Genomic DNA, 21,845 nt, shown 5'->3' with positions numbered 1-21,845 from the left:
AGGTCAGGCGCCGCCCTCCGCATTCCCGGTGAAGCCGGATTGCAGGGCGGGACGCTGAACAGCTGCTTCCCTGCTTCTTCATTATTGTATGCAGGTCGGAATTCAATCTTGCGCGGCCACTGAAGCTCCCCTAATCTGCACCGCGGAATGACAGATGGCGGGAATATGGCCAAACGCGAAAGCAATGTGGACCGGGTCTATGAGGCGCTGCGCCGGATGGCGGCGGATTTTGCCTTCAAGCCTGATCAGCGGATCAACGAGAGTGCTTTGTCCGAGGTGCTGGGCGCCAGCCGCACGCCGCTGCGCGAGGCGCTGAACCGGCTGGTGGCCGAAGGTTTCCTCACCTTCCAGAACAACCGCGGCTTTTTCTGCCGCCCGCTGACTCCCGGCTACATCATCGACCTGTACGAGGCCCGCGTCGCGGTGGAATGCGAAGCGGTGCGGCTGGCTTGCACCCGCGCCTCGGACGAAGACATTGCGGCATTGAGTGACTACCTCAACCGGATGGAGCCGGAGTATGAAAGCGCCACCGTCCCCGGGGCGCTTTTGGCGATGGACGAAAGCTTCCACGCCCGGCTGGCACAGCTTTCCGGCAACAGCGAGCTGCAGCGCATTCTGAACAATCTGAACGGCCGGATCCGCTATATCCGGCTGATCGACCTGAAACGCATGCGCGACCGGGCAGGGGGCAAGGCGCCGGGCGATATCTCGGCCCACCGCCAGATCGTAGACGGTATCGCCGCCCGCAACGCCGAGGCGGCGACAGCGGCGATGCGCAGCCACATTGAAAAACGCCGTGAGGAGGCGACGGAAGCAGTCCGCATCGCCTTTTCCCAACTATACGTGCCGGACGAATAAGGGGACAGGCCAATGGAACGAGGCGGTAAGACAGTTTTTGGCGCCGCAGTTGGCATCCTGATGCTGGAAACCCGGTTTCCCCGCATCCATGGCGATATGGGCAACGCGATGACTTGGGATTTCCCGGTGCACTACAAGGTGGTGCGCGGCGCCAATCCTGAAAACGTGGTGCGCGGCAACCCCAAGGAACTGGTTGATCTGTTTGTGGACGCGGGCCGCGATTTGGTCGCCATGGGCGCCGACGGCATCACCACCAATTGCGGTTTTCTGGCGCTGATCCAGGACGAGGTGAAACAGGCGCTGGGGGTGCCGGTGGCGACCTCCTCGCTGATGCAGGTGCCGATGGTGCAGGCCCTGCTGCCCGCAGGCAAGCGCTGCGGCATTCTGACGATTTCCAAGGCCACGCTGACACCAGCGCATCTGCAGGCCGCAAGCGTGCCGCTGGACACACCCGTTTCCGGCACCGACGGCCTGCGCTGTTTTACCCGAGACATCCTCGGCGACGCGCCGGAAATCGATTTCGAGGCCTGCCGCCTGGACATGATCGACGCCGCCCGCGCGATGGTTGCGGACACTCCGGACCTTGGCGCCATCGTGCTGGAATGCACCAATATGGTGCCCTATGCCCGCGATGTGCGCAAAGCGACCGGCTTGCCGGTGTTTTCAATTCATTCCTTCATCAACTGGTTCCAGGCAGGCCTGCTGCCCAAAGGGTTCCCGCTTGAACTGGATGATCCGCGCTGGTGAGGCCGTGCCGGAGTGCAGTGGGGATTTCTTAATGAAATTATAATTTTAAGGTCAGCATTGCTGCCGGAATGTTTCGCGCGCGAAACATTTGGACAGAAGTTCTGACCTTTTCACGCAGCCTGGCTCAGCTCAGCTCAGCACCAGCAGCCAGAACCAGACGGTTAAGATGCTCGCCCCGGTGGCAATCAGCACCGAGGACGCCGCCACCCGTTTTGCCCGGCCGTACATATTGGCAAAGATATAGCCGTTGAACCCGGTCGCCATCGCAGCGTTCAAAACTCCCGAGCGGAACAGATCCTGCGGCAATGCCAGGGCTGAGCCCAGCACCCAGACAATCGCCGGATGGATCATCAGCGAGGTGAAGCAGACAAACAGGATCGCCCGCAGATCGCCCTCGGGGCGGTATTTCACCAGCACCCCGCCCAGTGCAAACAGCGCGCAGGGCAGGGCCGCGCGAATAATCAGCGACAGGGCTTCACTCACAACCATCGGAATGGTGAGCCCTGAAAGGTTCACCGCAAACCCCAGCGCGATACCCAGAATCAGCACATTGCGGAACATCGCATTCAGCACAGCCGAGACGGTCTTAATCCCGCCTGCGCCGCGATTGCGCACGATCTCCATCACGGTGATGCCGACGCCATAGCAGAACGGCGAATGGAAGGCGATGATGGCATAGTTTCCGGTCAGGTTCTCAGGTCCAAAGGCGCGCTCGGTGATTGGCAGGCCCAACAGAACCGAGTTGGAAAACAGGCAGCAGAAACCGATGGCAATGCAGTCTTCCCACTCCCGTTTGAACAGGATCCGGGCGCCGAACACGCCAATCAGAAAGCAGGTGAAGGCGCCGGTATAAAAACTTGCCAGCAGCCGCGGGTCAAAGCTGGATGACAGATCCAGCTCCGCCATTGCCTTGAACAGCAGGCAGGGGATGGCAAAGCCTTGCGCGAATTTCATCACGCCTTCGATATGTGTCTGGGTCAGTACACCCCGCGCGGTGGCGGCGTAACCTGCGCCGACAACCAGAAACACCGGCAGGATGACGTCGATCAGGCTCTGAAACATCAGCCTGTCCCTGGCAGCCAGGGCTTGCTGCCGGCCGGCCGGCAGTGTCCGGCCGCAGGCCGCGGATGGCTCCGGCGGGAGTATTTCAGCAAAGGAGAAGCCTGCGGTCTGCTCAATGCGACCGGCTGCGCTGCGGCAGAACTGCGCATTCCGCTATAGTTCCACCCGGATCACCATACCGTCATAGGCGGGGGTGATATGGTCCGGGGTCTCGGCCTCGATCGTGGCGTAATCCATGTCGATATGCATGTTGGTGATAATGCCGCGCTTGGGCGCCATCTTCTCGAACCATTCCAGTGCCTCGGAGTAGCTGAAATGGGTCGGGTGCGGGGTGCGGCGCAGCCCGTCCAGGATCCAGATGTCGAGGTTTTCCAGCTCCGGCAGCGCGGCATCGGGGATTTGGGCCACATCCGGAAGATAGGCCAGCCCGCCGATACGGAACCCCAGCGCGTCGATGGAGCCGTGGTTCACTTCAAACGGGCGGAAACCGATGCCGCCGCCGGGGCCGTCGATGGTGAAAGGCCCGCTGATGGTTCTCAGGTCGAGGATCGGCGGATAGGGGGAGCCGTCCGGCTGCGCAAAGGCATAACCGAAGCGGTTCAACAGGTCGTTCTGGGTTGGACCGTCTGCATAAACCGGAATGCGTTCGCGCATGTTAAAATAGACCATGCGCAGATCGTCGATGCCATGCAGGTGGTCTGCGTGCGAATGGGTATAGACCACCGCGTCCAGGCGGCTTACGTCTGCATCCAGCAGCTGGCTGCGCATGTCGGGCGTGGTGTCGATCAGCACCGATGTGGTGCCCTCAGGCCCGTCACGCTCCACCAGCATCGAGCATCGCTGGCGCCGGTTTCTGGGGTTCTTCGGGTCGCAATCGCCCCAATGGCCGCCGATCCGCGGCACCCCGCCGGAAGAACCCGAGCCGAGGATGGTAAAGCGCATCTCAGCCATCAGGCGGCGGCCTCATATGCGGCGGCTTTCCAGAACAGCCGGTCGAAATTCGCCTGTGTCTGTGCGGCGAAATCGGCGTAGTCGATGCCGAAAACGTCCGCACCGACCTTGGCGGTGAAGGCAGTATAGGCCGGTTCATTGCGTTTGCCGCGATAGGGCGGCGGCGCCAGGTAGGGAGCGTCGGTCTCGACCAGAATGCGCTCCACCGGGGCGGCGGCAAAGATATCGCGCAGCTCCTGGCTTTTGGGAAAAGCGGCAATGCCGGACATCGACAGGTAAAACCCCAGGTCCAGCGCGGCCCTTGCCAGCTCGGCCGAGGAGGAGAAGCAATGCATCACGCAAGTATAAGCGCCGTTCTTCATCTCCTCGCCCAGGATGCGCGCCATATCGTCATCAGCGGCACGGGCATGGATGATCAGCGGCAGGCCGGTATCGCGGGCGGCAGCGATATGGGTGCGCAGGGACTGCTGCTGCACCTCGGCGCTGTCGGCTGTATAATGATAATCCAGACCGGTCTCGCCGATGCCGACAAACTTCGGGTGTTTTGCCAGCGCCACCAGTTCGTCAACTGATACCAGCGGCTCGTCCGCGGCGCTCATCGGGTGGGTGCCCGCGGCATAGAACACCGGAGCATGCGCCTCGGCAATCGCGCGGACGGACGGCTCGTTCTTCATCTTGGTGCAGATGGTCACCATCCGGGTGACGCCGGCCTCTGCTGCGCTGGCAATCACCTCATCCAGCCGCCCTTCGAAATCGGGGAAGTCCAGGTGGCAATGGCTGTCCGTAATCTGGGGGGTCGTCTCGGTCATGAATCCTCTGGCGCCACAAGTGCCGCGGGGCCTCAAAAGCCTCAGCGCGACGCGGTTTCCTGCATCTTGAAAACCGTATCTAGGACAAGTGCTGCGGGGTCAAGGTTCACCGCCTGGCCATGGCGGGCACGGGCGGTCACTTCTGCTGCCAGGTCCGCCCAGGCGCGGGCTTTGCGCGAATCCGGCGACAGCCGCAATAGCATCGCTGCCTCCTGCGGAGCCGCTTCCGGCGCTGGCGGGGTGCCGGTAGCCCCGGTGCGCGCGAGCCGGGCCAGCGCCATCTCGGTCAGCGACAGCAGCAGTTCAAATCGCGCGGAGGCACCACGCTGGGCGGCCGCTTCGGCCAGCGCCATGGCACGCTGGCGGTCCAGCCGCGGCATCGTTGCGAGGATCTGCACCAGCTCGGCATAGATCTTCAGCCCGCCCAGATTGATCAGCCGCAGCGCCGCCCCGACCGAGCCACCCGCCAAGGCCGCAAGGTTCTCCATATTGCCAGGCAGCTCCACGCCGGATTGCGCCAATGCGGCCTCCATGTCCGATGCGGACAGCGGCCCCAGCCGCAAGGTTCGGCAGCGCGAACGGATGGTCGGAAGCAGCCGCGAGGGCTGGTGCGAGATCAGCAAGAGGGTGGTGCGCGCGGGCGGTTCTTCGAGCATTTTCAAGAGCGCATTTGCGGCGCTGATATTCATGTCGTCGGCGGCGTCCACAATCACCACCCGGCGCCCGCCATCGGTGGCCGAAAGGCCAAAGAACCGGTTCAGCTTGCGGATATCATCCACCACAATCTGGCTGCGCAGCTTGCCTTTATCGTCGTAAGAGCGGCTGATCGGCGCCAGGCCGGGTTCCGCCAGTGCCTGAATGCGGTGCGAGACCGGGTGCTCCGGGCTGATCTCCAATGTGTCCGGCGGCGGCGGCGCGCCGAAAAGCCCCTCTTCCGCCAGGGGGGTGGCCAGCAGAAAGCGGGCAATCCGCCAGGCCAGTGTTGCCTTGCCCACGCCCTGCGGGCCGGTCAGGAGCCAGCCGTGGTGCAGGCGATCGGAGTTGTAAGAGGTCAGGAAATCCTGTTCCGCGGCTTGCTGGCCGATCAGCCGCTGGGTTTCGCGCGGATGCGGAGCGCCTTCGGCCTGGTCTGCGCGCGGCAGGTCGTCATCAGGACTCATGCCCGGGATCCTTCCAGGGCTTCATCCGCCAGCCGCCGCACATCCGCAGCGACGTCATCCAGCGGGCGGGCGCCATCGACCACGCGGAAGCGGTCCGCAAACTCCTGCGCCAGCGCCAGGAAGCCTGCGCGCATCTTTTCCTGCAGGCCGATGCCAAAATCCTCAAACCGTTCTTCCTTGCCCTGCCGCCCCTTGGCGCGGGCAAGGCCCTCAGCGGGATCCATGTCGATCAGCAGGGTCAGATCCGGCTCGCGCCCGATCATCAGGGCGTGCATCTGGTCTACAGCGGCGCGCAGGTCGCCGCGAGACAGCCCCTGATACATCCGCGTACTGTCGGCAAAACGGTCGCAAATCACCACCTTGCCGGCGGCCAGCGCCGGCTCAATGGTGCGCTCCAAATGATCGCGCCGCGCCGCCATGAACAACAGCAGCTCGGTCTCGGCCGACCAGCGGTCGGGATCGCCCTCCAGCACCAGCCGGCGGATTTCCTCGGCACCGGGGGAGCCGCCGGGCTCCCGCGTCAGCACCACATTACGGCCAGCCTTCTGCAGGGCTTCCGCCAGCAGGCGGCATTGCGTTGATTTTCCGGACCCGTCGATGCCTTCGAAGGTGATGAACAGGCCGCGTGCTCCGCCCGCCGTCACAATGCCCCCTCGGGGCCGGTCAGGAACCGCTTGATCAGCACTTCCGCCGCGGTTTTTACACGCACCGCAAAGCCGCCCGCGGGCACATCGCTTTCCGCCACCAGCGGCAGCCGCACCTCCGGCAGATCATCGGGCTGCAGCACCAGCTCCGCCAGCCGCTGGCCTTTACTGACCGGGGCCTCGATGGGGCCTGCATAGACAACTTCCCCCTCGATGGTGCCGCCTGCCAGCGACGGCAGCAGGATTTCCAGATCCTTTGCGGGCACCAGCCCTACCGATTGCTCGGCCCCCCGCCAAATTTCGGCTTCGGCGATGGGAACGCCTTCCTGGGCGACGGTCTTTTTGGCAAATTGGCGAAACGACCAGTTAACCAGGGCTTCCGCCTCCTCGGCGCGGCCGGATTCTGTATCAAAGCCGGACACCACGAAAATCACCCGCCGGTCGCCCTGCTGGGCCGAGCCGACCAGGCCATAGCCCGCTTCTTCGGTGTGGCCGGTCTTCAGCCCGTCCGCGCCGATTCCCAGCTTCAGCAGCGGGTTGCGGTTGCGGACGTTCGAGGGCGCACGGCCATCGAATTCGAACTTGGTTTCGGCAAACAGAGGATAGTATTCCGGGAAGTCCTCGATCAGCCGCTCGGCGAGCACCGCCAGATCATGCACCGACATCCGGTGCCCGGCAGCAGGCCAGCCGTTGGAATTGGCAAAGGTCGAGGCGGTCATGCCCAGATCCTGGCCGCGTTTGGTCATGTAGCGGGCAAATCCGGCCTCGGTTCCGTCCGGACTCAGCGCTTCGGCAATCACCACGCAGGCGTCATTGCCGGACAATACGATGATGCCGCGCAGCAGGTCCTCGACCCGCACCCGGTCCAGCGTGTCCAGGAACATGGTGGAGCCCTTGTAGCTCATCGCGTGCTCGCTGACAGGCAGCCGCTCGTCCAGGGTCAGGCGGCCGTCGCGCAAAGCCTCAAAAGCCACATAGAGCGTCATCAGCTTGGACATCGAGGCCGGCGGCAGCGGCACGTCGGCGTTCTTGGACAGCAGCACCGTGTCGGTGCCTGCGTCCAGCACATAGGCGGCGCGGGCCTTGGTATCAAAAGCGGCGGCAGACAGCGCCGACAGGCTGACCGCCAGGCCCGCAGCCATGGCCAGCCGCAGCGAAGAGATCAGAGTGCGCCCCAGGCGCGCGGCGCCGGGATCAATTGGTGACAGCATAGGCATCCGCAAATCCGGTTTCCTTTACGCTTTTTAACAGCTGGCTGCGTTCAGTCTTGTTCTGCGCCGGGCCAACCAGCACCCGCCAGAACGCCTTGCCGCTCGAGGCTTGCTCGCGCACCACCGGCACCATGCCGGCGCTGCGCATCATATTGGCAGTCCGCTTGGCATTGGCTTCAACGCTGAATATTCCGATCTGGATGTAAGGTTTGTCCAGCGCGGATTTCTGCGCTTTGGCTGCCGGGGCAGCTGCGGGCTCAGCCTGCGCAGGCGCTGACTGCGCCGAAACGGCCGGTGCGGCCGGGGCCGGCGCATCAATTGCGGCAGCAGCACCGGCAATCGGATCCAGCGGCGTTGCTGAGATTTCCTGCCCGGCCGCCGACGCCAGAACTTGGGCAGCCTCGGTCTCTGCCGCAGGCAGCTCAGCTGTCTGATCCTCAGCCGGAATTTCGTTGCTGACCTCTTCACGCCGCAGGGCGGTGACGTTCAGCTCGGCCGGCGCACCTGCCAGCATTCCCAGCGCCGCCGCGGCGTCAGAGGACACCTGCAGCCGCGGGCCCGGAATTTCCCGTTCACGCCGGAACAGGGCGCCGATCACAAACTGGCCGTTCGCGTTGTTGCGGATGATCACCCGCTCCGGGTCCTTGGTGTCGGGATGCGCCACCCAGACCCCGCCGATCGACGGACGCCCGTCCCAAAGCCCCGCTTCGGTCACTTGGAACACCTCGGGGGCCTCCACGTCGCGCTCGACCAGCTTGGTGCTGCTGGAGGCCTGAATCTCGCCGCCGGCCTTGGCTTTGGGCTGCAAAAAGGCCAGCTTCGGCCCGCCTTCGCAGCCTGCCATCAACAGCAGGCCCAAGGCCGCCGCGGCAACCCGCGGGGCTGTCTTTGCTGTCGACACGGTGTCTTTCATGCTCTCATCCTTGCCTGTGCCCGCGGCGCTTCTGCGCCCCCGCCGGAATGCCCGGTCTTCTTGATTTGGCGGCATGATAGCCTGCGCATCCGGCCATGAAAACCCTGACGGGCCGCGGCGCAAGGGAAACCCGCAAAGGTGGCATGATTCCGCGCGGCTGGCGCAGGGCCGGGGTTTTCTCTTGCACGGCCGATTTCCCCTTGCCTCACCCGGTTTTGCGTCCTAAACCGCTGCACGGACCGGGGAGGTGGCAGAGTGGTCGAATGCGGCGGTCTTGAAAACCGTTGAACGTGAGAGCGTTCCCAGGGTTCGAATCCCTGTCTCCCCGCCAACTTGCCTCAGCGAAAGCGTTCTCCCGGCAGCATGCTGCGCATGCGCCTGCCGGGCAATGGATGGCCGCGCTGGACATGCCGCACCGCCACTCCCCTGGATCGACCCGGCAGCTGACCTTGGGGGCCGGCAAGGGATATGATGCCGCCGGATTTACCGCGGATCTCCGCCAGGCCTGCGTCACTCCGCACGCCGCCAGGAAGGCGCGGCATTCGGCAATCGGCGGGCGCACAATCCGGCACAAAGGCTATGCCCTGTCCCAGAAGCCTCGCAAGCGGATCGAAGAAGCCTTCGGCCGGGCCAAGACCGTCGGCGGCCTGTCCCAGACCGTCTATCGCGGCCTCAAGCGGGTGCGGTCCCGCTGCATCCTGACGCTCGCCGCTGGAAATCCCGCCCGGCTGCCCCGGTTTCTGGCGGGTGAGGCTGGATGAAGCGGCCATAGGCCGACTTCCAGCCATCCGATCCGGAAGATCGATGAGGGATCATCCCACCGGGGAGAACAGCGTCCCGCTGGCCTGACGAATTCAGCGGCCAGTTAATGCGCGGTGGGCCGCGCCTGTTCCTGGCGCAGGTCGCGGGCAGAGGTGCCGTGCGCGGTGCGGAAGGCGCGGGCGAAGCTGGATTGCGAGGTGAAGCCGGTGGCAATCGCAACCTCCATCAGCGGCAGGTCGGTGTCGGTCACCAGACGGCGGGCTTCGGCCAGACGCAGCTGCAGGTAGTGGTCCTGCGGCGTGGTGTTGAGCCGCAGGCGGAACTGCTGCTGCAGGCTGCGCGGGCTGGTGCCGAGGGTCTCGGCGATGGCGCTGAGCGGCAACGGCTCGTCCAGCGCGGCCTCCATCAGGGCGTTGGCCTTGGCCGTGAGCGCATTGTGCTTGTGCCCGCCCAGGCGGCTTTGCGGGCGCGGTTCGGCGGCGGGGCCGTCATAAAGGAACAGCCCGGCGACGCGGGCGGCAAAGCCGGCGCCGTGGCGGGCGCTGATGATGTGCAGCATCATTTCAATCGCCGGGGTGGCGCCGCCGGAGGTCAGGCGGCCGTCGGACACGGTGAAACGGTCATTGCGCACGTCAACTTCGGGGAAGCGGCTGGCGAAGTTTTCCAGATCCTCCCAGTGGTTGGTTGCCGGATGGCCGTCCAGCAGCCCGGCTTCGGCCATCAGCCAGGGGCCGCCGTCGATGCCTGCAATGGTGGCGCCGGTGGCGGCGATGCGGCGCAGGCCTGCCAGCAGGCTTGGGGTGGCGTGGCGTGCCAGCTGGAAGCCGGCCGCGACGATCAGCAGCTCGCAGCCCTGCAGCCGGGCCAGCGGAACGCTGGGCACGGTGAGGCCGCTGGTCAGCATCGGCGGCTCCTGCGTGGCGCTGACGTAATCCCAGTCGAAGGCCGCCCGCCCGGCCAGCCGGTTGGCGGCGCGCATCGGATCCACCGCAGCCGCAAAGGACAGGGTGTTGCATTCATCCAGCACCAGCACCGCGGTTTTCAGCGGCTGGTGCTCGGGCTGCAGGATGTTTTTTGCGGATTTCATCAACTTCGATTCGCCTGGTGTAAACTGTGTTGCAAAAGGCTGCGGCAGAGTCGCTGTCAGAGCAAATCAGAATCTGGGGAAGAGCCTGGGGATAACCCGAGGCAAAACCCTGTACATTGTAGGGAAAATAAAAATGCCTCTGGAAATGAACCGGGACGTCTTCATCACCTGTGCCGTGACCGGCTCCGGGGGCACCCAGGACCGCAGCCCGCATGTGCCGCGTTCGCCCAAGGAAATCGCCGATAGCGCCATTGCCGCGGCCAAGGCCGGCGCCGCGGTAGTGCATTGCCATGTGCGCGATCCGGATACCGGCGTGCCGAGCCGCGATCTGGCGCTGTACCGTGAAGTCACCGACCGGATTCGCGACGCCGAGGTCGATGTGGTGCTGAACCTGACCGCCGGTATGGGCGGCGACATGGTGTTCGGCGATACCGAAAACCCGCTGCCGGTGAACCCGGCGGGCACCGATATGGTCGGTGCGACCGAGCGGATGGCGCATGTGGCGGAATGCCTGCCGGAAATCTGCACTCTGGACTGCGGCACCATGAACTTTGCCGAGGCCGATTACGTGATGACCAACACGCCGGGGATGCTGCGGGCGATGGGGCAGATGATGACCGATCTGGGCGTGAAACCCGAGATCGAGGCCTTTGACACGGGCCACCTGTGGTTTGCCAAGGAACTGGTGAAGGAAGGGGTGCTGGACAGCCCCGCCCTGGTGCAGCTGTGCATGGGGGTGCCGTGGGGGGCGCCGAACGATCTGAATACCTTCATGGCGATGGTCAACAATGTGCCCTCAGACTGGAACTGGTCGGCGTTCTCGCTGGGCCGGGATCAGATGGCCTATGTGGCGGCGTCTGTTCTGGCGGGCGGCAATGTGCGGGTCGGGCTGGAAGACAACCTGTGGCTGGGCAAGGGCCAGCTGGCTGAAAACTGGCAGCTGGTGGAGCGTGCCGGCGCTATCATCGAGAACATGGGCGGCAAGCTGATCGGACCGGCAGAAGTGCGCGAGAAGCTGGGTCTGACAAAGCGCGCGCCAGCGGCGAAGTAAGCAGGGGCAAGGGGCATGTGCGCACCGTCTGTACACCCCCTGCGCACCGGCAAGAACAACAGAGGGCCGCGACCGGCCCTCGGGGCGGGGGCGAAAGCGCCCTCCCCGTGGGGGAGGGTCGGGCGCGGCCCGTGCTAGAGCACGGGCCAGGAGATTTCCCGAGAGGTAAAACCATGAAAACAGCAGCAATCATCGGCGGCGGGGTTATTGGCGGCGGCTGGGCCGCGCGGTTCCTGCTTAATGGCTGGAACGTGCGGGTGTTCGACCCGGACCCGGAAGCCGAACGCAAGATCAGCGAAGTGCTGTATAATGCGCGGCGCTCGCTGCCCGGTCTGGGCAATGTGGCGCTGCCCGCAGAGGGGCAGTTGTCGTACCATGACACCATTGCCGGGGCCGTGAAGGATGCCGAATGGATTCAGGAGAGCGTGCCGGAGCGGCTGGACCTGAAGCAGAAGGTTTACGGCGAGCTGCAGGCCCATTGCGCGCCCGATGCGGTGATCGGTTCGTCCACCAGCGGCTTCAAGCCGTCGCAGCTGCAGGAGGGGCGCGAGGCGCCGGGGCAGATCGTGGTGACGCATCCGTTCAACCCGGTCTATCTGCTGCCGCTGGTGGAACTGGTCACGACGGCGGCCAACCCGGCCGGCGTGATTGAGCGGGCCAGGGAGATCATCTCGGGCCTGGGCATGTATCCGCTGCATCTGAAGAAAGAGATCGACGCGCATGTGGCGGACCGTTTCCTGGAAGCGGTCTGGCGCGAGGCGCTGTGGCTGGTCAGGGACGGCATCGCCACCACCGAGGAGATCGACAACGCCATCCGCTACGGCTTTGGCATCCGCTGGGCGCAGATGGGGCTGTTCGACACCTACCGGGTGGCGGGCGGCGAAGCGGGCATGAAGCATTTCATGGCGCAGTTCGGGCCTTGTCTGTCTTGGCCTTGGACCAAGCTGATGGATGTGCCGGAGTTCAATGATGAGCTGGTCGACCTGATCGCAGGCCAGTCGGATGCCCAGTCCGGCCATTTGCCGATCCGCAAAATGGAGCAGATCCGGGATGACAACCTGGTCGGCATGATGCGGGCGCTGGGCAACAATGACTGGGGCGCGGGTGCGCTGCAGAATGCTCATGATAAGGGCCGCGAGGGCGAGGCCGGGCTGGTGCGCTCGGTCGCGGATCTGGCGGACCTGAGCCAGCCGGTGCTGACCCAATGCCGCACCGTGCCGCTGGACTGGACCGACTACAACGGCCACATGACCGAGAGCCGGTATCTGGATGCCTTTGCCCAGTCCACAGACCGGTTGATGATGATCATCGGCTGCGATGCGGAGTATATCGCAAACGGCGGCAGCTACTTCACCGCCGAAACCCATATCCGCCATATTGACGAGGTGCATGCGGGCGACCCGATCCAGGTGCGGACGCGGGTGATCATGGGTGCGGGCAAGAAGATGCATCTGTGGCACGAGATGTATTCCGGTGAACGGCTGCTGGCGACAGGGGAGCATATGCTGCTGCATGTGGATCTTGCGACCCGCCGCTCGGCGCCGCCTGCGCCGCATATCGAGGCCAATCTTCTGAAGCTGGCCGAGGCGCATTCCGCGCTGCCGGCGCCTGAGGGACTGGGACGTGCGATCGGGGCTCCGCGATGAGCCGGGTTCTGATCACTGCCGGCGGGTCCGGCATCGGCCGGGCGATGGCCGAGGGCTTTGCCGCTGCCGGGCATCAGGTCTGGGTCACGGATGTGAGCGCGGTGGCGCTGGCGGATGTGCCGGCTGGCTGGCGGACAACGGCGGTGGATGCCACCGACGAGGCCGGGGTCAAGGCGCTGTTTGCCGAGATCGCCGGGGACTGGGGCGGGCTGGATGTGCTTTGCGCCAATGCGGGCGTCGCCGGGCCGACCGCGCTGATCGAAGACATCGCGCTGGAGGACTGGCGCAAATGCGTCAGCGTCAACCTGGAGGGCTGCTTTCTGGCGGCGAAACATGCCGCGCCGATGATGAAGGCCGCCAAGGCCGGGTCGATTGTCGTGACGTCTTCGACCGCGGGGCAGTACGGCTATCCGAACCGGGCGCCCTATTGTTCGGCGAAATGGGCTGTCATCGGGCTGATGAAGACGCTGGCGATGGAGCTTGGCCCCTTTGGCATCCGCGCCAATGCGATCTGCCCCGGCGCGGTGGAGGGGCCGCGGATGGAGGGCGTGCTGGCGCGCGAGGCGGCGGCCAAGGGGATGACCCGGGACGAGGTTTACGCGGGCTATGCCGCGGGCACCTCGATGGGCAGCTTTGTCGAGGCCCGTGACATTGCCAATATGGCGGTGTTCCTCGGCTCGGATGCGGCACGGCTGGTGTCGGGTCAGGTGATCGCGGTGGACGGGCACACGGTGAACCCGGATCCGAAAGTGTGACGCCGGGGGCGGTGGGCGGAAGCGCCCGCTCTGCATGACAATGCGTTGAGGGCGGAACCTGTCTGGCCGGGCGAAACAGCCCTAACTGCTGATCGCTGCCCTCAGCGCCCTGAGCCGCCCTGGCAGCTGCCGCGCGGTGAGATCCGCCTCGCGCACCAGATTGTCGAAATGGCTGGTGAAGGTCGCGATCCGCTCCTTGTCGCGGAAGGCCAGATAATGCGTGCCGGCGTAGAACACGCAGAGAAGCGGGCCGAAAAGAGTGAGCGGTGCGGAGTAGAGCCGTTTGGCATCAAACAGATAGATCCGCAGCCGGGGGTAAAGCTGCTCGCAAAGGCGTTCGAACTGGGTGAGCTGTTCCAGCCTGACCTCCAGCGGCAGGCCTTCGTAATATCCCACACCATGCGCGAAGCTGTCGAGCTCATACAGCGGCATGGCGATTTCATAGTCCGAGGGCGACTGGCGCATCCAGGTGAGCCGGTCCTCGGACGCGCCGATGGCCTGGCCGGCGGTGCGGCCCAGGTGGGGGGAGTATTCCCATTCCAGCAGGGCGCGGGTTTTCAGCATGTCGGGCAGGGCGGCAGGCACGTGGCGGATCTTGTAGCCAAGCGCCTCCTGATGCCATTCGAAAATCCGCTCATCCACCAGCGCCCGCGGTGCCTCGGTCAGCGACAGGCTGGAGGCCAGCAGCTCCGCCGCGCTTTCGGGCCGGTCGGAGAGGCTGAGGAGCCAGTCGGCGGAAACCCCCAGGGCACCGGCGCAGGCGCCGACCACATGGGCGTTCGGCAATCGCGCACCCTCATCCGTCAAGAGCTGAGAGATGGTGGAACGGTCGACGCCGACGGCGCGGGCCAGGGCGCTTTGGCTGAGGCCGCTGTCGCGCAGCGCCCGGTTCAGCCTTTGCCGGAACTGTGCGGCTCGCACCCGTTTGTCGATATTTTCTATCATATGTTTGAAAATATCACATCCGCTGAATTTTGTTAACTGCATTCGGAATTCTGCACAGGTGCAGAACGGGATAGTTTGGAAGCAAGCGCTTATCAAGAAATAGCAGGAGGCAGAATGGAAACGCACAGGCGTTCAATCGTGAAGGCGGTGATTTGGAACATTCTTGGGCTGGCGACGATGACGCTGGTGGGGCTGATCGCCACCGGGTCTGCCAAGACCGGCGGGATGATGGCACTGGTCAATACGGGCATTGGTTTCACCGTCTACCTGATCTACGAACGCGTCTGGTCGAAAGTCCAGTGGGGGCGATTCCATGTCTGAAGGACGCAACGACTACATGCCGCGCGGTGTTGAGTGGAGCACGCTGGCGCTGATTCTGGCCTGCCACGGCGGCTGGCTGGCAGCACTGTGGCTGCTGCCATCGGTCAGTCTGGCCTTGACCGTGCCGGCACTGGGCCTGATGGCGGCGCTGCATTCCTCGCTGACCCATGAGGCACTGCACGGCCACCCGTTCCGCAGCCGCTGGCAGAACGAGGCACTGCTGTTCTTTCCCTTGAGTATGGCGATCCCCTATGGCCGGTTCCGCGACACCCATCTGGCGCATCATGAGGATGAGCTGCTGACAGATCCATATGACGATCCGGAGAGCAATTTTCAGGATCCGGCGGTCTGGGCCAAGCTGCCGGGCTGGCGCAAGGGCCTGCTGCGGGTGAACAATACATTGCTGGGCCGGGTGGTGCTGGGGCCGCTGATGGGGCAGGTCTGCTTCATGGCGGGCGACTGGCGGCTGGCGCGCAGGGGCGAACCGGGGATTGCCCGCGACTGGATCCTGCATGTTCTGGGCCTGGTGCCGGTGATCTGGGTGGTGCTGCAGTCGCCGGCGCCGCTGTGGGCGGCGGTGCTGGGCGCCTATTCGGGGCTTGGGCTCTTGAAGATCCGCACCTTTCTGGAGCATCGGGCGCATGAAACCGCCCAGGGCCGCTCGGTGGTGATCGAGGACAGAGGGCTGCTGGCTTTTCTATTCCTGAACAACAACCTTCATGCGGTGCATCACAGGCATCCGGGCGTTCCCTGGCATGCGCTGCCGCGGCTGTATCAGACGCGCCGGGCGGAGTTCCTGCAGGCCAACGGCGGCTATGTCTACCGCAACTACCTGCAGATTCTCCGCAACTATCTGCTGCGCGCCAAGGACCCGGTCCCGCATCCGCTCTGGCAGCAGGAGAAATAAGCGCGCATAAGCGGCAGCATGTTCGCCTGGATCCCCGTATCAATTGCCGCTGCCTCCTTTCAGACTGTGCGGTTCATGCTGCAGAAGACGCTGAGCAACGTGACGCTGTCGCCGGGCGGGGCCACCTTCGCCCGGTTTTTCTATTCCGCGCCGTTTATCCTGGCGGGGCTGGCGGCCTATCTGGCGGTCTCCGGCCGGCCGCTGCCAGCGCTGGGGCCGGCGTTCTGGATGTTCGCCGCCATTGGCGGCACCGCGCAGATCCTGGCCACCGTCTGCGTGGTGGCCCTGTTCAAGCAGCGCAATTTTGCGGTTGGCATCACCTTCAAGAAAACCGAAGTCATTCAGACTGCCATCGTCGGCCTGGCAGTTCTGGGCGACCCGGTCAGCCTTGGCGGCTGGGTGGCGATCCTGATCGGGCTGACGGCGGTGCTGGTGCTGTCCAAGACACCGGACGCGCAGGGGGGCTGGTGGCGGCATCTGACCAACCGGGCGTCGCAGCTGGGACTGGGGTCGGGGGTTCTGTTTGCCTTTTCCGCCGTCAGCTACCGCGGGGCCGCCTTGCAGCTGGGTGATTTGGAGGCGGCCTTTCGCGCCGGGGTGACGCTGGCGGCGGTGGTCTGCTTGCAGACGCTGTTCATGCTTGTCTGGCTGGGACTGCGGGACAGGGGCGAAATCGCCCGGGTCTGGGCCGCGCGCCGGGTCGCGGTCTGGGTGGGGCTGACCAGCATGGGCGGCTCGTTCTGCTGGTTCTGGGCCTTCACGCTGCAGAATGCCGCCTATGTCAAGGCTGTGGGGCAGGTGGAGCTGCTGTTGTCGCTGCTGGCCTCGGTGCTGTTCTTTAAGGAAAAGGTAACGGCCCGCGAACTGACGGGCATGGGGCTGCTGGTTCTGTCAATCCTGGCGCTGGTGCTGGCGCTGTAAGCGGGTCCGCCTGCGGCAAGGGCACCGGCCTTATGCGATAATCCCGTCCCGGAAATCAGGTGCTTTCCGGGACGTCTTGCGCGCAGGGTAACGTTACCCGTTCGCGGGCATCGGATAACCCTTCAGGCGCAGGAACAGGCTGGCCTCGTCATTGTTATGGAAATAGGGCACGCTTTGCGGCGGCTCGGCGTCCCGGACGCGGGCGGTGACTTCGGCCAGCACCACCTCGGTAATGAACGGCAGATCAAAGCTGCGCACCTGGCTGAGCGGGATCCATTGCAGATGCGACAACTCATCCGCGGCGCGGGAGAAGTCATCCAGGTCGCCGGTGATCTGGTCGGCGTCGATCAGGAAAAAGCGCGCATCAAACCGGCGCGGGCGGCCCGGCGGGGTCAGGGCGCGGAACACGAACTGCATGCCGCGGGCAGAGGGGACGTGGCCGGTGGCGGCAAATCCCTGCCAGTCTTCCGGGACCTCTCCGTGCCAGGCGCCGGGTTCCCCCAGGATCAGGCCGGTTTCCTCCCACAGCTCGCGCACCGCGGCGACGCTGAGGGCGTGATGCACCCCTGCGGGCGCCTTGTCGTGCAGACGCTCCTGGCAGAGAGGGGAAAGCGGCGCGGCAAGCGGGATTTCTGCGTCCGCCAGATCGACGGCACCGCCGGGAAACACAAATTTGTTCGGCATGAAAGCGGCCTTGGCGCCGCGCTGGCCCATCAGAACCTGCGGGTCCTCCGCCATCCGGCCGCGCATGGCGATAACGGTCGCCGCATTGCGGATTGCGGTTTTGTCGATGGTGGTTTCACCGCTGAGATATGTGTCGCTCATGCCTTTACTGCCCTTTTACCGCTGGGGTTTCCTTGTCGAACCCGTGCATCCGCCGCGCCCATTGATAGGCAATGACAATCCCCTTCATCCGCGGCAGCAGATACAAGGAAGAGGCGATGCAGCCAATCGTGAAAAACGAGAACATCACCAGCGGTTCAGGCCGCCAGGAGAAATAGACCACATGCATCAAGGGCGCCATGATGTGGCCGACGATCAGGATCGTGAGGTATGCGGGTCCGTCGTCGGCGCGCGCATGTGTCAGGTTCAGGCCGCAGTAGCTGCAGCTGGTGTTCACCTTGAGATAGGAATGCAGCAGTTTGCCCTGGCCGCACTCGGGGCATTTGCAGCGCCAGCCCTTGGCCAGGGCCGGCATTGTGGGGCGGTCAGTGTCTGCGTCGGGCGCCATCGCAGCTGAAGACTCGGTCATGAAACTATCCTGTGTGCTGGGTATATCTTTGCGCGCTTCGCGGTTGCGGCGAAAGGGGAAAGGCCCGGTATTGCGCCGGTTTGCCGCAACGTGCGGGGTAGAGAATTAATTTGAGAATTTCGCGACGGATCTGCCGGGCGGCTGCGTTTTTCCTATGCATCGGGCAGCAAGAGGCTGCCGCAGGACAAAGGAAAGACGATATGAAACACGTCACGTTTATCGCCGCGATTGTTGCCGCTGCAGGATTGGCCGCAGGTGGCGCGGCCCTGGCGAAGGGCGATGGTCACCATGGGCCGAAGATGTCCTTTGAAGAAATCGACGCCGACGGCAATGGCGAGGTCACCAAGGCGGAAATCCAGGCCTTGAAGGAAGCCCGCTTTGGCAAGGCGGACACCGACGGTAACGGCGTGCTGACGCTGGAGGAAATGCAGGCGCATGCGCAGGCGCAGGCAAATAAGCGGGCCGCCCGGATGCTGGAACGCTTTGACAAGGACGGCGATGGCGCGTTGAGTAAGGATGAGCTGCCAGAGCCGCGCCGGGCGGGCAGGATGTTTGACCGGATGGATGCCGATGGCAGCGGCGGGATCTCGAAGCAGGAATTTGACGAAGCCCGGATGCGCCACGGCGGCAAGCACCGTCCCGGCCACGGAGACAGCAATGGGAACAACACGGAGCAGAACTGATCGCTGAGACGTGCTGCACAAGGCGGAAATATCCCGGCGCCGGGCCCCTGATGCGGGTCCGGCAGCCATGAGTGCCACGGCGGAGGAGGTCTCCGACGATGCGCTTCTGGTGCTTTATGCCAATGGCGACGGGCGCGCGGCGGCGCAGCTGACCGCGCGGCTGAGCCCGCGGGTCTTCAGGGTTGCGATACGGGTGATGGGGATCCGGGCCGAGGCCGAGGATGTGACCCAGGAGGCGATGCTGCGGCTGTGGAAGATGGCGCCGGAATGGCGGCCGGGAGAGGCGCAGGTCTCCACTTGGCTGTACCGGGTGGCGATGAATCTGTGCATCGACCGCAAGCGGCGCGCCCGCGGCGGGCATGTGGATCTGGATTCGGTGCCGGAACCACCGGATCCGGCCCGCTCGGCGGCCGAGGCGCTGCAGGAGGGGGCGCGGCAGGATGCGCTGCAGGCGGCTCTGATGCAATTGCCGGAACGCCAGCGGCAGGCGGTGGTGCTGCGGCATCTGGAGGAACTGTCCAACCCGGAGATCGCCGGGATCATGGACATCAGCGTCGAGGCGGTGGAAAGTCTGACCGCCCGGGGCAAACGGGCGCTGGCCGCGGCTTTGGCCGGGCGGCGCGAAGAGTTGGGATATAGTGATGGCTGACACGGATAAAGCATTGCAAGAGCTGGACGATCTGTTCGCCGCGGCGCGTCGCGAACCGCCTGCGGTGCCGGATCATCTGAATGCGGCCATCCTGGCGGATGCTGCGCGGACGCAGGCCGGCTTTCCGGCGGCGGCGCCGGCGCGGGCGGCCCGGCAGCCGTTGTGGCGGCAGCTGGTCGAGGCGATCGGCGGCTGGCCGGCCATCGGCGGGCTTGCGGCAGCCAGCGCAGCAGGATTGTGGATCGGGATGGCGCCGCCGTCCTTTGTGCCGGATCCGGTGGCGCTGGCCGGTTATGAGGACAGCAGCACAGCGCTGCCCGATGACACCTATGACATGGCGATGATGCTAAGCGGGGACCTGCAATGAGCGCTGCATTGAACACCGGGGGCAAACCCGGAATGAAGCTGTGGCTGAAACTGCTGCTGGCGGCGTCGCTGGCGCTGAACCTGGCGGTGATCGGTATTGCGGCAGGGGCAGCCTGGCGGTTCAGCGGCAAGGACAGGCACTGGCAGCGGCCGCCGACGGTCGGGGCGATGATCTTCCGCGAGCTGGACCGTGACACCCGACAGGCCCTGCGGCTGGAGGCGGGCGGCGATTATGGCAGCTTTTTCAAGCGCCGCCATGCCGAGGACGCGGCAGTGATCGCGGCCCTGCGCAGCGGCGCATTCGATGCAGACGCCCTGCAGGCAATGCTGCGCGGCCAGGCCGAGGCGCGCCATGCTTTCCACACCAAGGTGCAGGAAGCCTGGGTGCGCAAGGTCGCGGCGATGACAGCGGAAGAGCGCGCCTCTTTCGCGGACCGGATGGAACAGCGAATGGAGCGGCGGGATGAGAGTTGGCACCGGCGGCGCAATTCGGAGTAGCGGGCGCTGAGCAAGGCTGGCAGTTCGGGACTATCCGGCACCCTTGCTATGCCATGTTCCGGCTGGAGACATGCATTGGGGCCCCTCTCTTGCTGGAGACAGCACTAGGGGGGAGTAACTTTCACTGCTATCGATCCCCGTGTGCCCTGCGGGCTGCAGGAACTTGGCGTGATGCAGGCGATCAGCTCAGCAGTTGGCAGAGAGCTGAGCGCCGCCGGTCACGCGGCCTGAGTGCATTCTCGCGGCAGGATCACCTGGTTGCGGCCCGCGTCCTTGGCACTGTAAAGCGCCTGGTCCGCTTTTTCGACCAGGCTCGCGGTGTTGTCGGCATTGCCGCCGCCGCCCATGACCGCGCCGATGCTGATGGTGATCTTGACCGGTTCGGCGGCGCCGGGCACTTCGAACGGGGCGCTGTTGATCGCGTTGCACAGGGCGATGGCGGCCAGGCCTGCCTCGGCCTCGGTGGCGCCGGGCAGAACCGCCATGAATTCCTCGCCGCCGACGCGGGCCAGAAGGTCTGCCGGGCGGAGCACTGCTTGCATCCGGCGCGCGGCCTCGATCAGCACGGCGTCGCCTGCCGGGTGGCCGTAGAGGTCGTTGATCCGCTTGAAGTGGTCGAGGTCGGCCAGCATGACGGCGAATTTCTCGCCGTTGGCGGCGGCAGAATGAGCGGCCCGGTCCAGAAAGGGTTTGGCATAGCGGCGGTTATAGAGCCCGGTCATCGGGTCCAGAACGGCGGCGCGCAACCCGTTGCGGACGCTGTCGCGCAACCGGACCTTGCGGATTTTCTGCTGCAGCTGGGCGGCCAGGCGCAGCTCCAGCTCCTCGACATCGAAACCGGACTGCAAGACGTCATGGGCGCCGCGGTCCAGCGCTTCGGCGGCGATATGGGGATCTGCGGGGTTGGGCACCGCGATCACGACCGATTGGCGGGTGGCGGCGCGGGCGCGCAGATCGGCGAGCAGCCGCAGGCCGGGGCCGGCCGAAGCCTCGGTCAGCTCGATGATGATGGCATCGGCCACCGGAGCCTGCATCAGCCCCTGGATATCGCTGATGGAATGGGTGCGCAGCGCATAGGGCAGGCGGCCGGCAAGACGGTCGCGCCAGGCCATAGCGGTGCGGGGGTCCTGCGCCACCACGGCGACGGAGGCATCGCGCAGATCCTCGGCGCAGGCGCGGTCGCTGAGCGGTAGGATGAAGCCGTGCGAGGCATCGCGCTGCAGGTTGAGCTCCTCGGTGCTGCTGCGGGCGCGCAGCAGGCTGCGGATGCGGGCCTGCAGGATCACGTCATCCACCGGCTGCTGCAGCACGTCGTCGATGCCTGCGGCCAGCGCGGCCAGCCGGGCTTTGGAGCCCTCCCAGTCGGAGACGGCGATAACCGGCAGATCGCCCAGGGCCTCATCCCCGGCCAATTCGCGTTTCACATCCGCGGCGGAGCCATCGGGCAGCGACATCGCGCAAAGCACCAGGTCGGGGCGGTGCCGGCGGGCGGCCTGCAGCACTTCAGCGACGCTGCCGGCCTGGACCACATCATAATAGGCTGCCGCCAGCTGCACCTTCAGCATGATGCGGTTGGTGGAGACGCCGTCGATGACCAGGATAGTGCCTTGCACGCGGTATCCTTTCGCCCCTTGCAAATCCTATGCC

Annotated in this window: 24 protein-coding genes, 1 tRNA gene and 1 pseudogene; 14 read left to right on the top strand and 12 right to left on the bottom strand. The window is 65.0% G+C overall.

Annotated features, from left to right (window positions below; translation table 11 throughout):
• The first annotated feature begins 165 nt into the window (after positions 1–165).
• Entirely contained in the window at positions 166–858 is a 693-nt protein-coding gene (locus tag METH_RS12790; RefSeq protein ID WP_024090895.1) for a GntR family transcriptional regulator, read from the top strand.
• Positions 859–870: 12 nt separating this feature from the next.
• On the top strand, positions 871–1,605 hold the full coding sequence (locus METH_RS12785; RefSeq protein WP_024090894.1) for an aspartate/glutamate racemase family protein: 735 nt from the start codon (positions 871–873) through the stop codon (positions 1,603–1,605).
• Positions 1,606–1,734: 129 nt separating this feature from the next.
• On the opposite strand, the gene METH_RS12780 is transcribed toward METH_RS12785, so the two are convergent.
• From METH_RS12780 to METH_RS12750, 7 genes are all read right to left on the bottom strand, one after another.
• A complete protein-coding gene (locus METH_RS12780) occupies positions 1,735–2,667 on the bottom strand; it encodes an AEC family transporter (RefSeq protein ID WP_024090893.1) in 933 nt (310 codons plus the stop codon).
• Positions 2,668–2,820: 153 nt separating this feature from the next.
• On the bottom strand, positions 2,821–3,618 hold the full coding sequence (locus METH_RS12775; RefSeq protein ID WP_024090891.1) for an MBL fold metallo-hydrolase: 798 nt from the start codon (positions 3,616–3,618) through the stop codon (positions 2,821–2,823).
• Positions 3,618–4,427, bottom strand: a complete 810-nt coding sequence (locus METH_RS12770) for a TatD family hydrolase (RefSeq protein WP_024090890.1) — start codon at positions 4,425–4,427, stop codon at positions 3,618–3,620. Before METH_RS12770 ends, METH_RS12775 begins: the two co-directional genes overlap by 1 nt.
• Positions 4,428–4,468: 41 nt before the next feature.
• Positions 4,469–5,587 (bottom strand): DNA polymerase III subunit delta', encoded by a 1,119-nt coding sequence (locus tag METH_RS12765; protein ID WP_024090889.1) that lies wholly within the window; start codon positions 5,585–5,587, stop codon positions 4,469–4,471.
• Positions 5,584–6,231 carry a dTMP kinase gene (tmk, locus tag METH_RS12760; protein ID WP_024090888.1) on the bottom strand — a complete coding sequence of 216 codons (648 nt, stop codon included), beginning with the start codon at positions 6,229–6,231 and terminating at the stop codon, positions 5,584–5,586. The genes METH_RS12765 and tmk overlap by 4 nt, the downstream gene beginning before the upstream one ends.
• Positions 6,228–7,373, bottom strand: a complete 1,146-nt coding sequence (locus METH_RS12755; RefSeq protein WP_052348770.1) for a D-alanyl-D-alanine carboxypeptidase family protein — start codon at positions 7,371–7,373, stop codon at positions 6,228–6,230. The genes tmk and METH_RS12755 overlap by 4 nt, the downstream gene beginning before the upstream one ends.
• Before the next feature lie 52 nt (positions 7,374–7,425).
• The gene (locus tag METH_RS12750) at positions 7,426–8,355 is read right to left on the bottom strand and encodes an SPOR domain-containing protein (protein WP_024090886.1); all 930 of its coding nucleotides are present in this window, start codon (positions 8,353–8,355) and stop codon (positions 7,426–7,428) included.
• A 241-nt stretch (positions 8,356–8,596) separates the two neighbouring features.
• Between METH_RS12750 and METH_RS12745 the strand changes: the two genes are divergently transcribed.
• Both METH_RS12745 and METH_RS12740 read left to right on the top strand, forming a co-directional pair.
• Positions 8,597–8,686 (top strand) — tRNA-Ser (locus METH_RS12745).
• A gap of 64 nt (positions 8,687–8,750) precedes the next feature.
• Positions 8,751–9,116 (top strand): annotated as a pseudogene (locus METH_RS12740) (transposase); the annotation flags it as partial.
• Between the two features lie 104 nt (positions 9,117–9,220).
• Here the strand turns inward: METH_RS12740 and METH_RS12735 are convergent.
• A complete protein-coding gene (locus tag METH_RS12735) occupies positions 9,221–10,204 on the bottom strand; it encodes a GlxA family transcriptional regulator (protein WP_024090884.1) in 984 nt (327 codons plus the stop codon).
• Between the two features lie 133 nt (positions 10,205–10,337).
• Here METH_RS12735 and bcoG point away from each other — a divergent pair, with 133 nt between their 5' ends.
• The 3 genes from bcoG (at position 10,338) to METH_RS12720 (ending at position 13,656) form a co-directional block, all read left to right on the top strand.
• A complete protein-coding gene (gene bcoG / locus METH_RS12730; protein ID WP_024090883.1) occupies positions 10,338–11,255 on the top strand; it encodes a 3-dehydrocarnitine:acetyl-CoA trimethylamine transferase BcoG in 918 nt (305 codons plus the stop codon).
• A gap of 173 nt (positions 11,256–11,428) precedes the next feature.
• Entirely contained in the window at positions 11,429–12,901 is a 1,473-nt protein-coding gene (locus METH_RS12725; RefSeq protein WP_024090882.1) for a carnitine 3-dehydrogenase, read from the top strand.
• Positions 12,898–13,656, top strand: a complete 759-nt coding sequence (locus METH_RS12720) for an SDR family oxidoreductase (RefSeq protein ID WP_024090881.1) — start codon at positions 12,898–12,900, stop codon at positions 13,654–13,656. The genes METH_RS12725 and METH_RS12720 overlap by 4 nt, the downstream gene beginning before the upstream one ends.
• 81 nt (positions 13,657–13,737) lie before the next feature.
• Here the strand turns inward: METH_RS12720 and METH_RS12715 are convergent, their stop codons facing one another.
• Entirely contained in the window at positions 13,738–14,601 is an 864-nt protein-coding gene (locus METH_RS12715) for a helix-turn-helix domain-containing protein (protein ID WP_024090880.1), read from the bottom strand.
• A gap of 114 nt (positions 14,602–14,715) precedes the next feature.
• Between METH_RS12715 and METH_RS12710 the strand changes: the two genes are divergently transcribed.
• Genes METH_RS12710 through METH_RS12700 form a run of 3 tightly spaced genes read left to right on the top strand, consistent with a single transcriptional unit; the run spans position 14,716 to position 16,750 of the window.
• Complete coding sequence (locus METH_RS12710; protein WP_024090879.1) at positions 14,716–14,922, top strand: DUF2061 domain-containing protein; 207 nt, start codon at positions 14,716–14,718, stop codon at positions 14,920–14,922.
• A complete protein-coding gene (locus tag METH_RS12705; protein ID WP_024090878.1) occupies positions 14,915–15,829 on the top strand; it encodes a fatty acid desaturase in 915 nt (304 codons plus the stop codon). The genes METH_RS12710 and METH_RS12705 overlap by 8 nt, the downstream gene beginning before the upstream one ends.
• Before the next feature lie 18 nt (positions 15,830–15,847).
• Positions 15,848–16,750 (top strand): EamA family transporter, encoded by a 903-nt coding sequence (locus METH_RS12700; RefSeq protein WP_024090877.1) that lies wholly within the window; start codon positions 15,848–15,850, stop codon positions 16,748–16,750.
• A gap of 93 nt (positions 16,751–16,843) precedes the next feature.
• On the opposite strand, the gene METH_RS12695 is transcribed toward METH_RS12700, so the two are convergent.
• A complete protein-coding gene (locus tag METH_RS12695; protein WP_024090876.1) occupies positions 16,844–17,575 on the bottom strand; it encodes an NUDIX hydrolase in 732 nt (243 codons plus the stop codon).
• Between the two features lie 4 nt (positions 17,576–17,579).
• Positions 17,580–18,002 carry a DUF983 domain-containing protein gene (locus METH_RS12690; RefSeq protein ID WP_024090875.1) on the bottom strand — a complete coding sequence of 141 codons (423 nt, stop codon included), beginning with the start codon at positions 18,000–18,002 and terminating at the stop codon, positions 17,580–17,582.
• A gap of 200 nt (positions 18,003–18,202) precedes the next feature.
• Here METH_RS12690 and METH_RS12685 point away from each other — a divergent pair, with 200 nt between their 5' ends.
• From METH_RS12685 to METH_RS12670, 4 genes are all read left to right on the top strand, one after another.
• Positions 18,203–18,685, top strand: coding sequence for an EF-hand domain-containing protein (locus METH_RS12685; protein WP_024090874.1), 483 nt, complete (start codon positions 18,203–18,205; stop codon positions 18,683–18,685).
• A gap of 67 nt (positions 18,686–18,752) precedes the next feature.
• Positions 18,753–19,334 (top strand): RNA polymerase sigma factor, encoded by a 582-nt coding sequence (locus tag METH_RS12680; protein WP_024090873.1) that lies wholly within the window; start codon positions 18,753–18,755, stop codon positions 19,332–19,334.
• Positions 19,327–19,701, top strand: coding sequence for a hypothetical protein (locus METH_RS12675; protein ID WP_024090872.1), 375 nt, complete (start codon positions 19,327–19,329; stop codon positions 19,699–19,701). Before METH_RS12680 ends, METH_RS12675 begins: the two co-directional genes overlap by 8 nt.
• Positions 19,698–20,198: a periplasmic heavy metal sensor gene (locus METH_RS12670; RefSeq protein ID WP_044008420.1), complete on the top strand. Its 501-nt coding sequence runs from the start codon at positions 19,698–19,700 to the stop codon at positions 20,196–20,198. Before METH_RS12675 ends, METH_RS12670 begins: the two co-directional genes overlap by 4 nt.
• Before the next feature lie 218 nt (positions 20,199–20,416).
• Here the strand turns inward: METH_RS12670 and METH_RS12665 are convergent, their stop codons facing one another.
• On the bottom strand, positions 20,417–21,811 hold the full coding sequence (locus METH_RS12665) for a diguanylate cyclase domain-containing protein (RefSeq protein WP_024090870.1): 1,395 nt from the start codon (positions 21,809–21,811) through the stop codon (positions 20,417–20,419).
• Between the last annotated feature and the right edge of the window lie 34 nt (positions 21,812–21,845).

Origin of the sequence: Leisingera methylohalidivorans DSM 14336 (assembly GCF_000511355.1) — a bacterium.
GTDB classification, from domain to species: domain Bacteria; phylum Pseudomonadota; class Alphaproteobacteria; order Rhodobacterales; family Rhodobacteraceae; genus Leisingera; species Leisingera methylohalidivorans.
The sequence above is the reverse complement of the archived record's forward strand: the minus strand, read 5'-3'. Positions and strand labels throughout refer to the sequence as shown.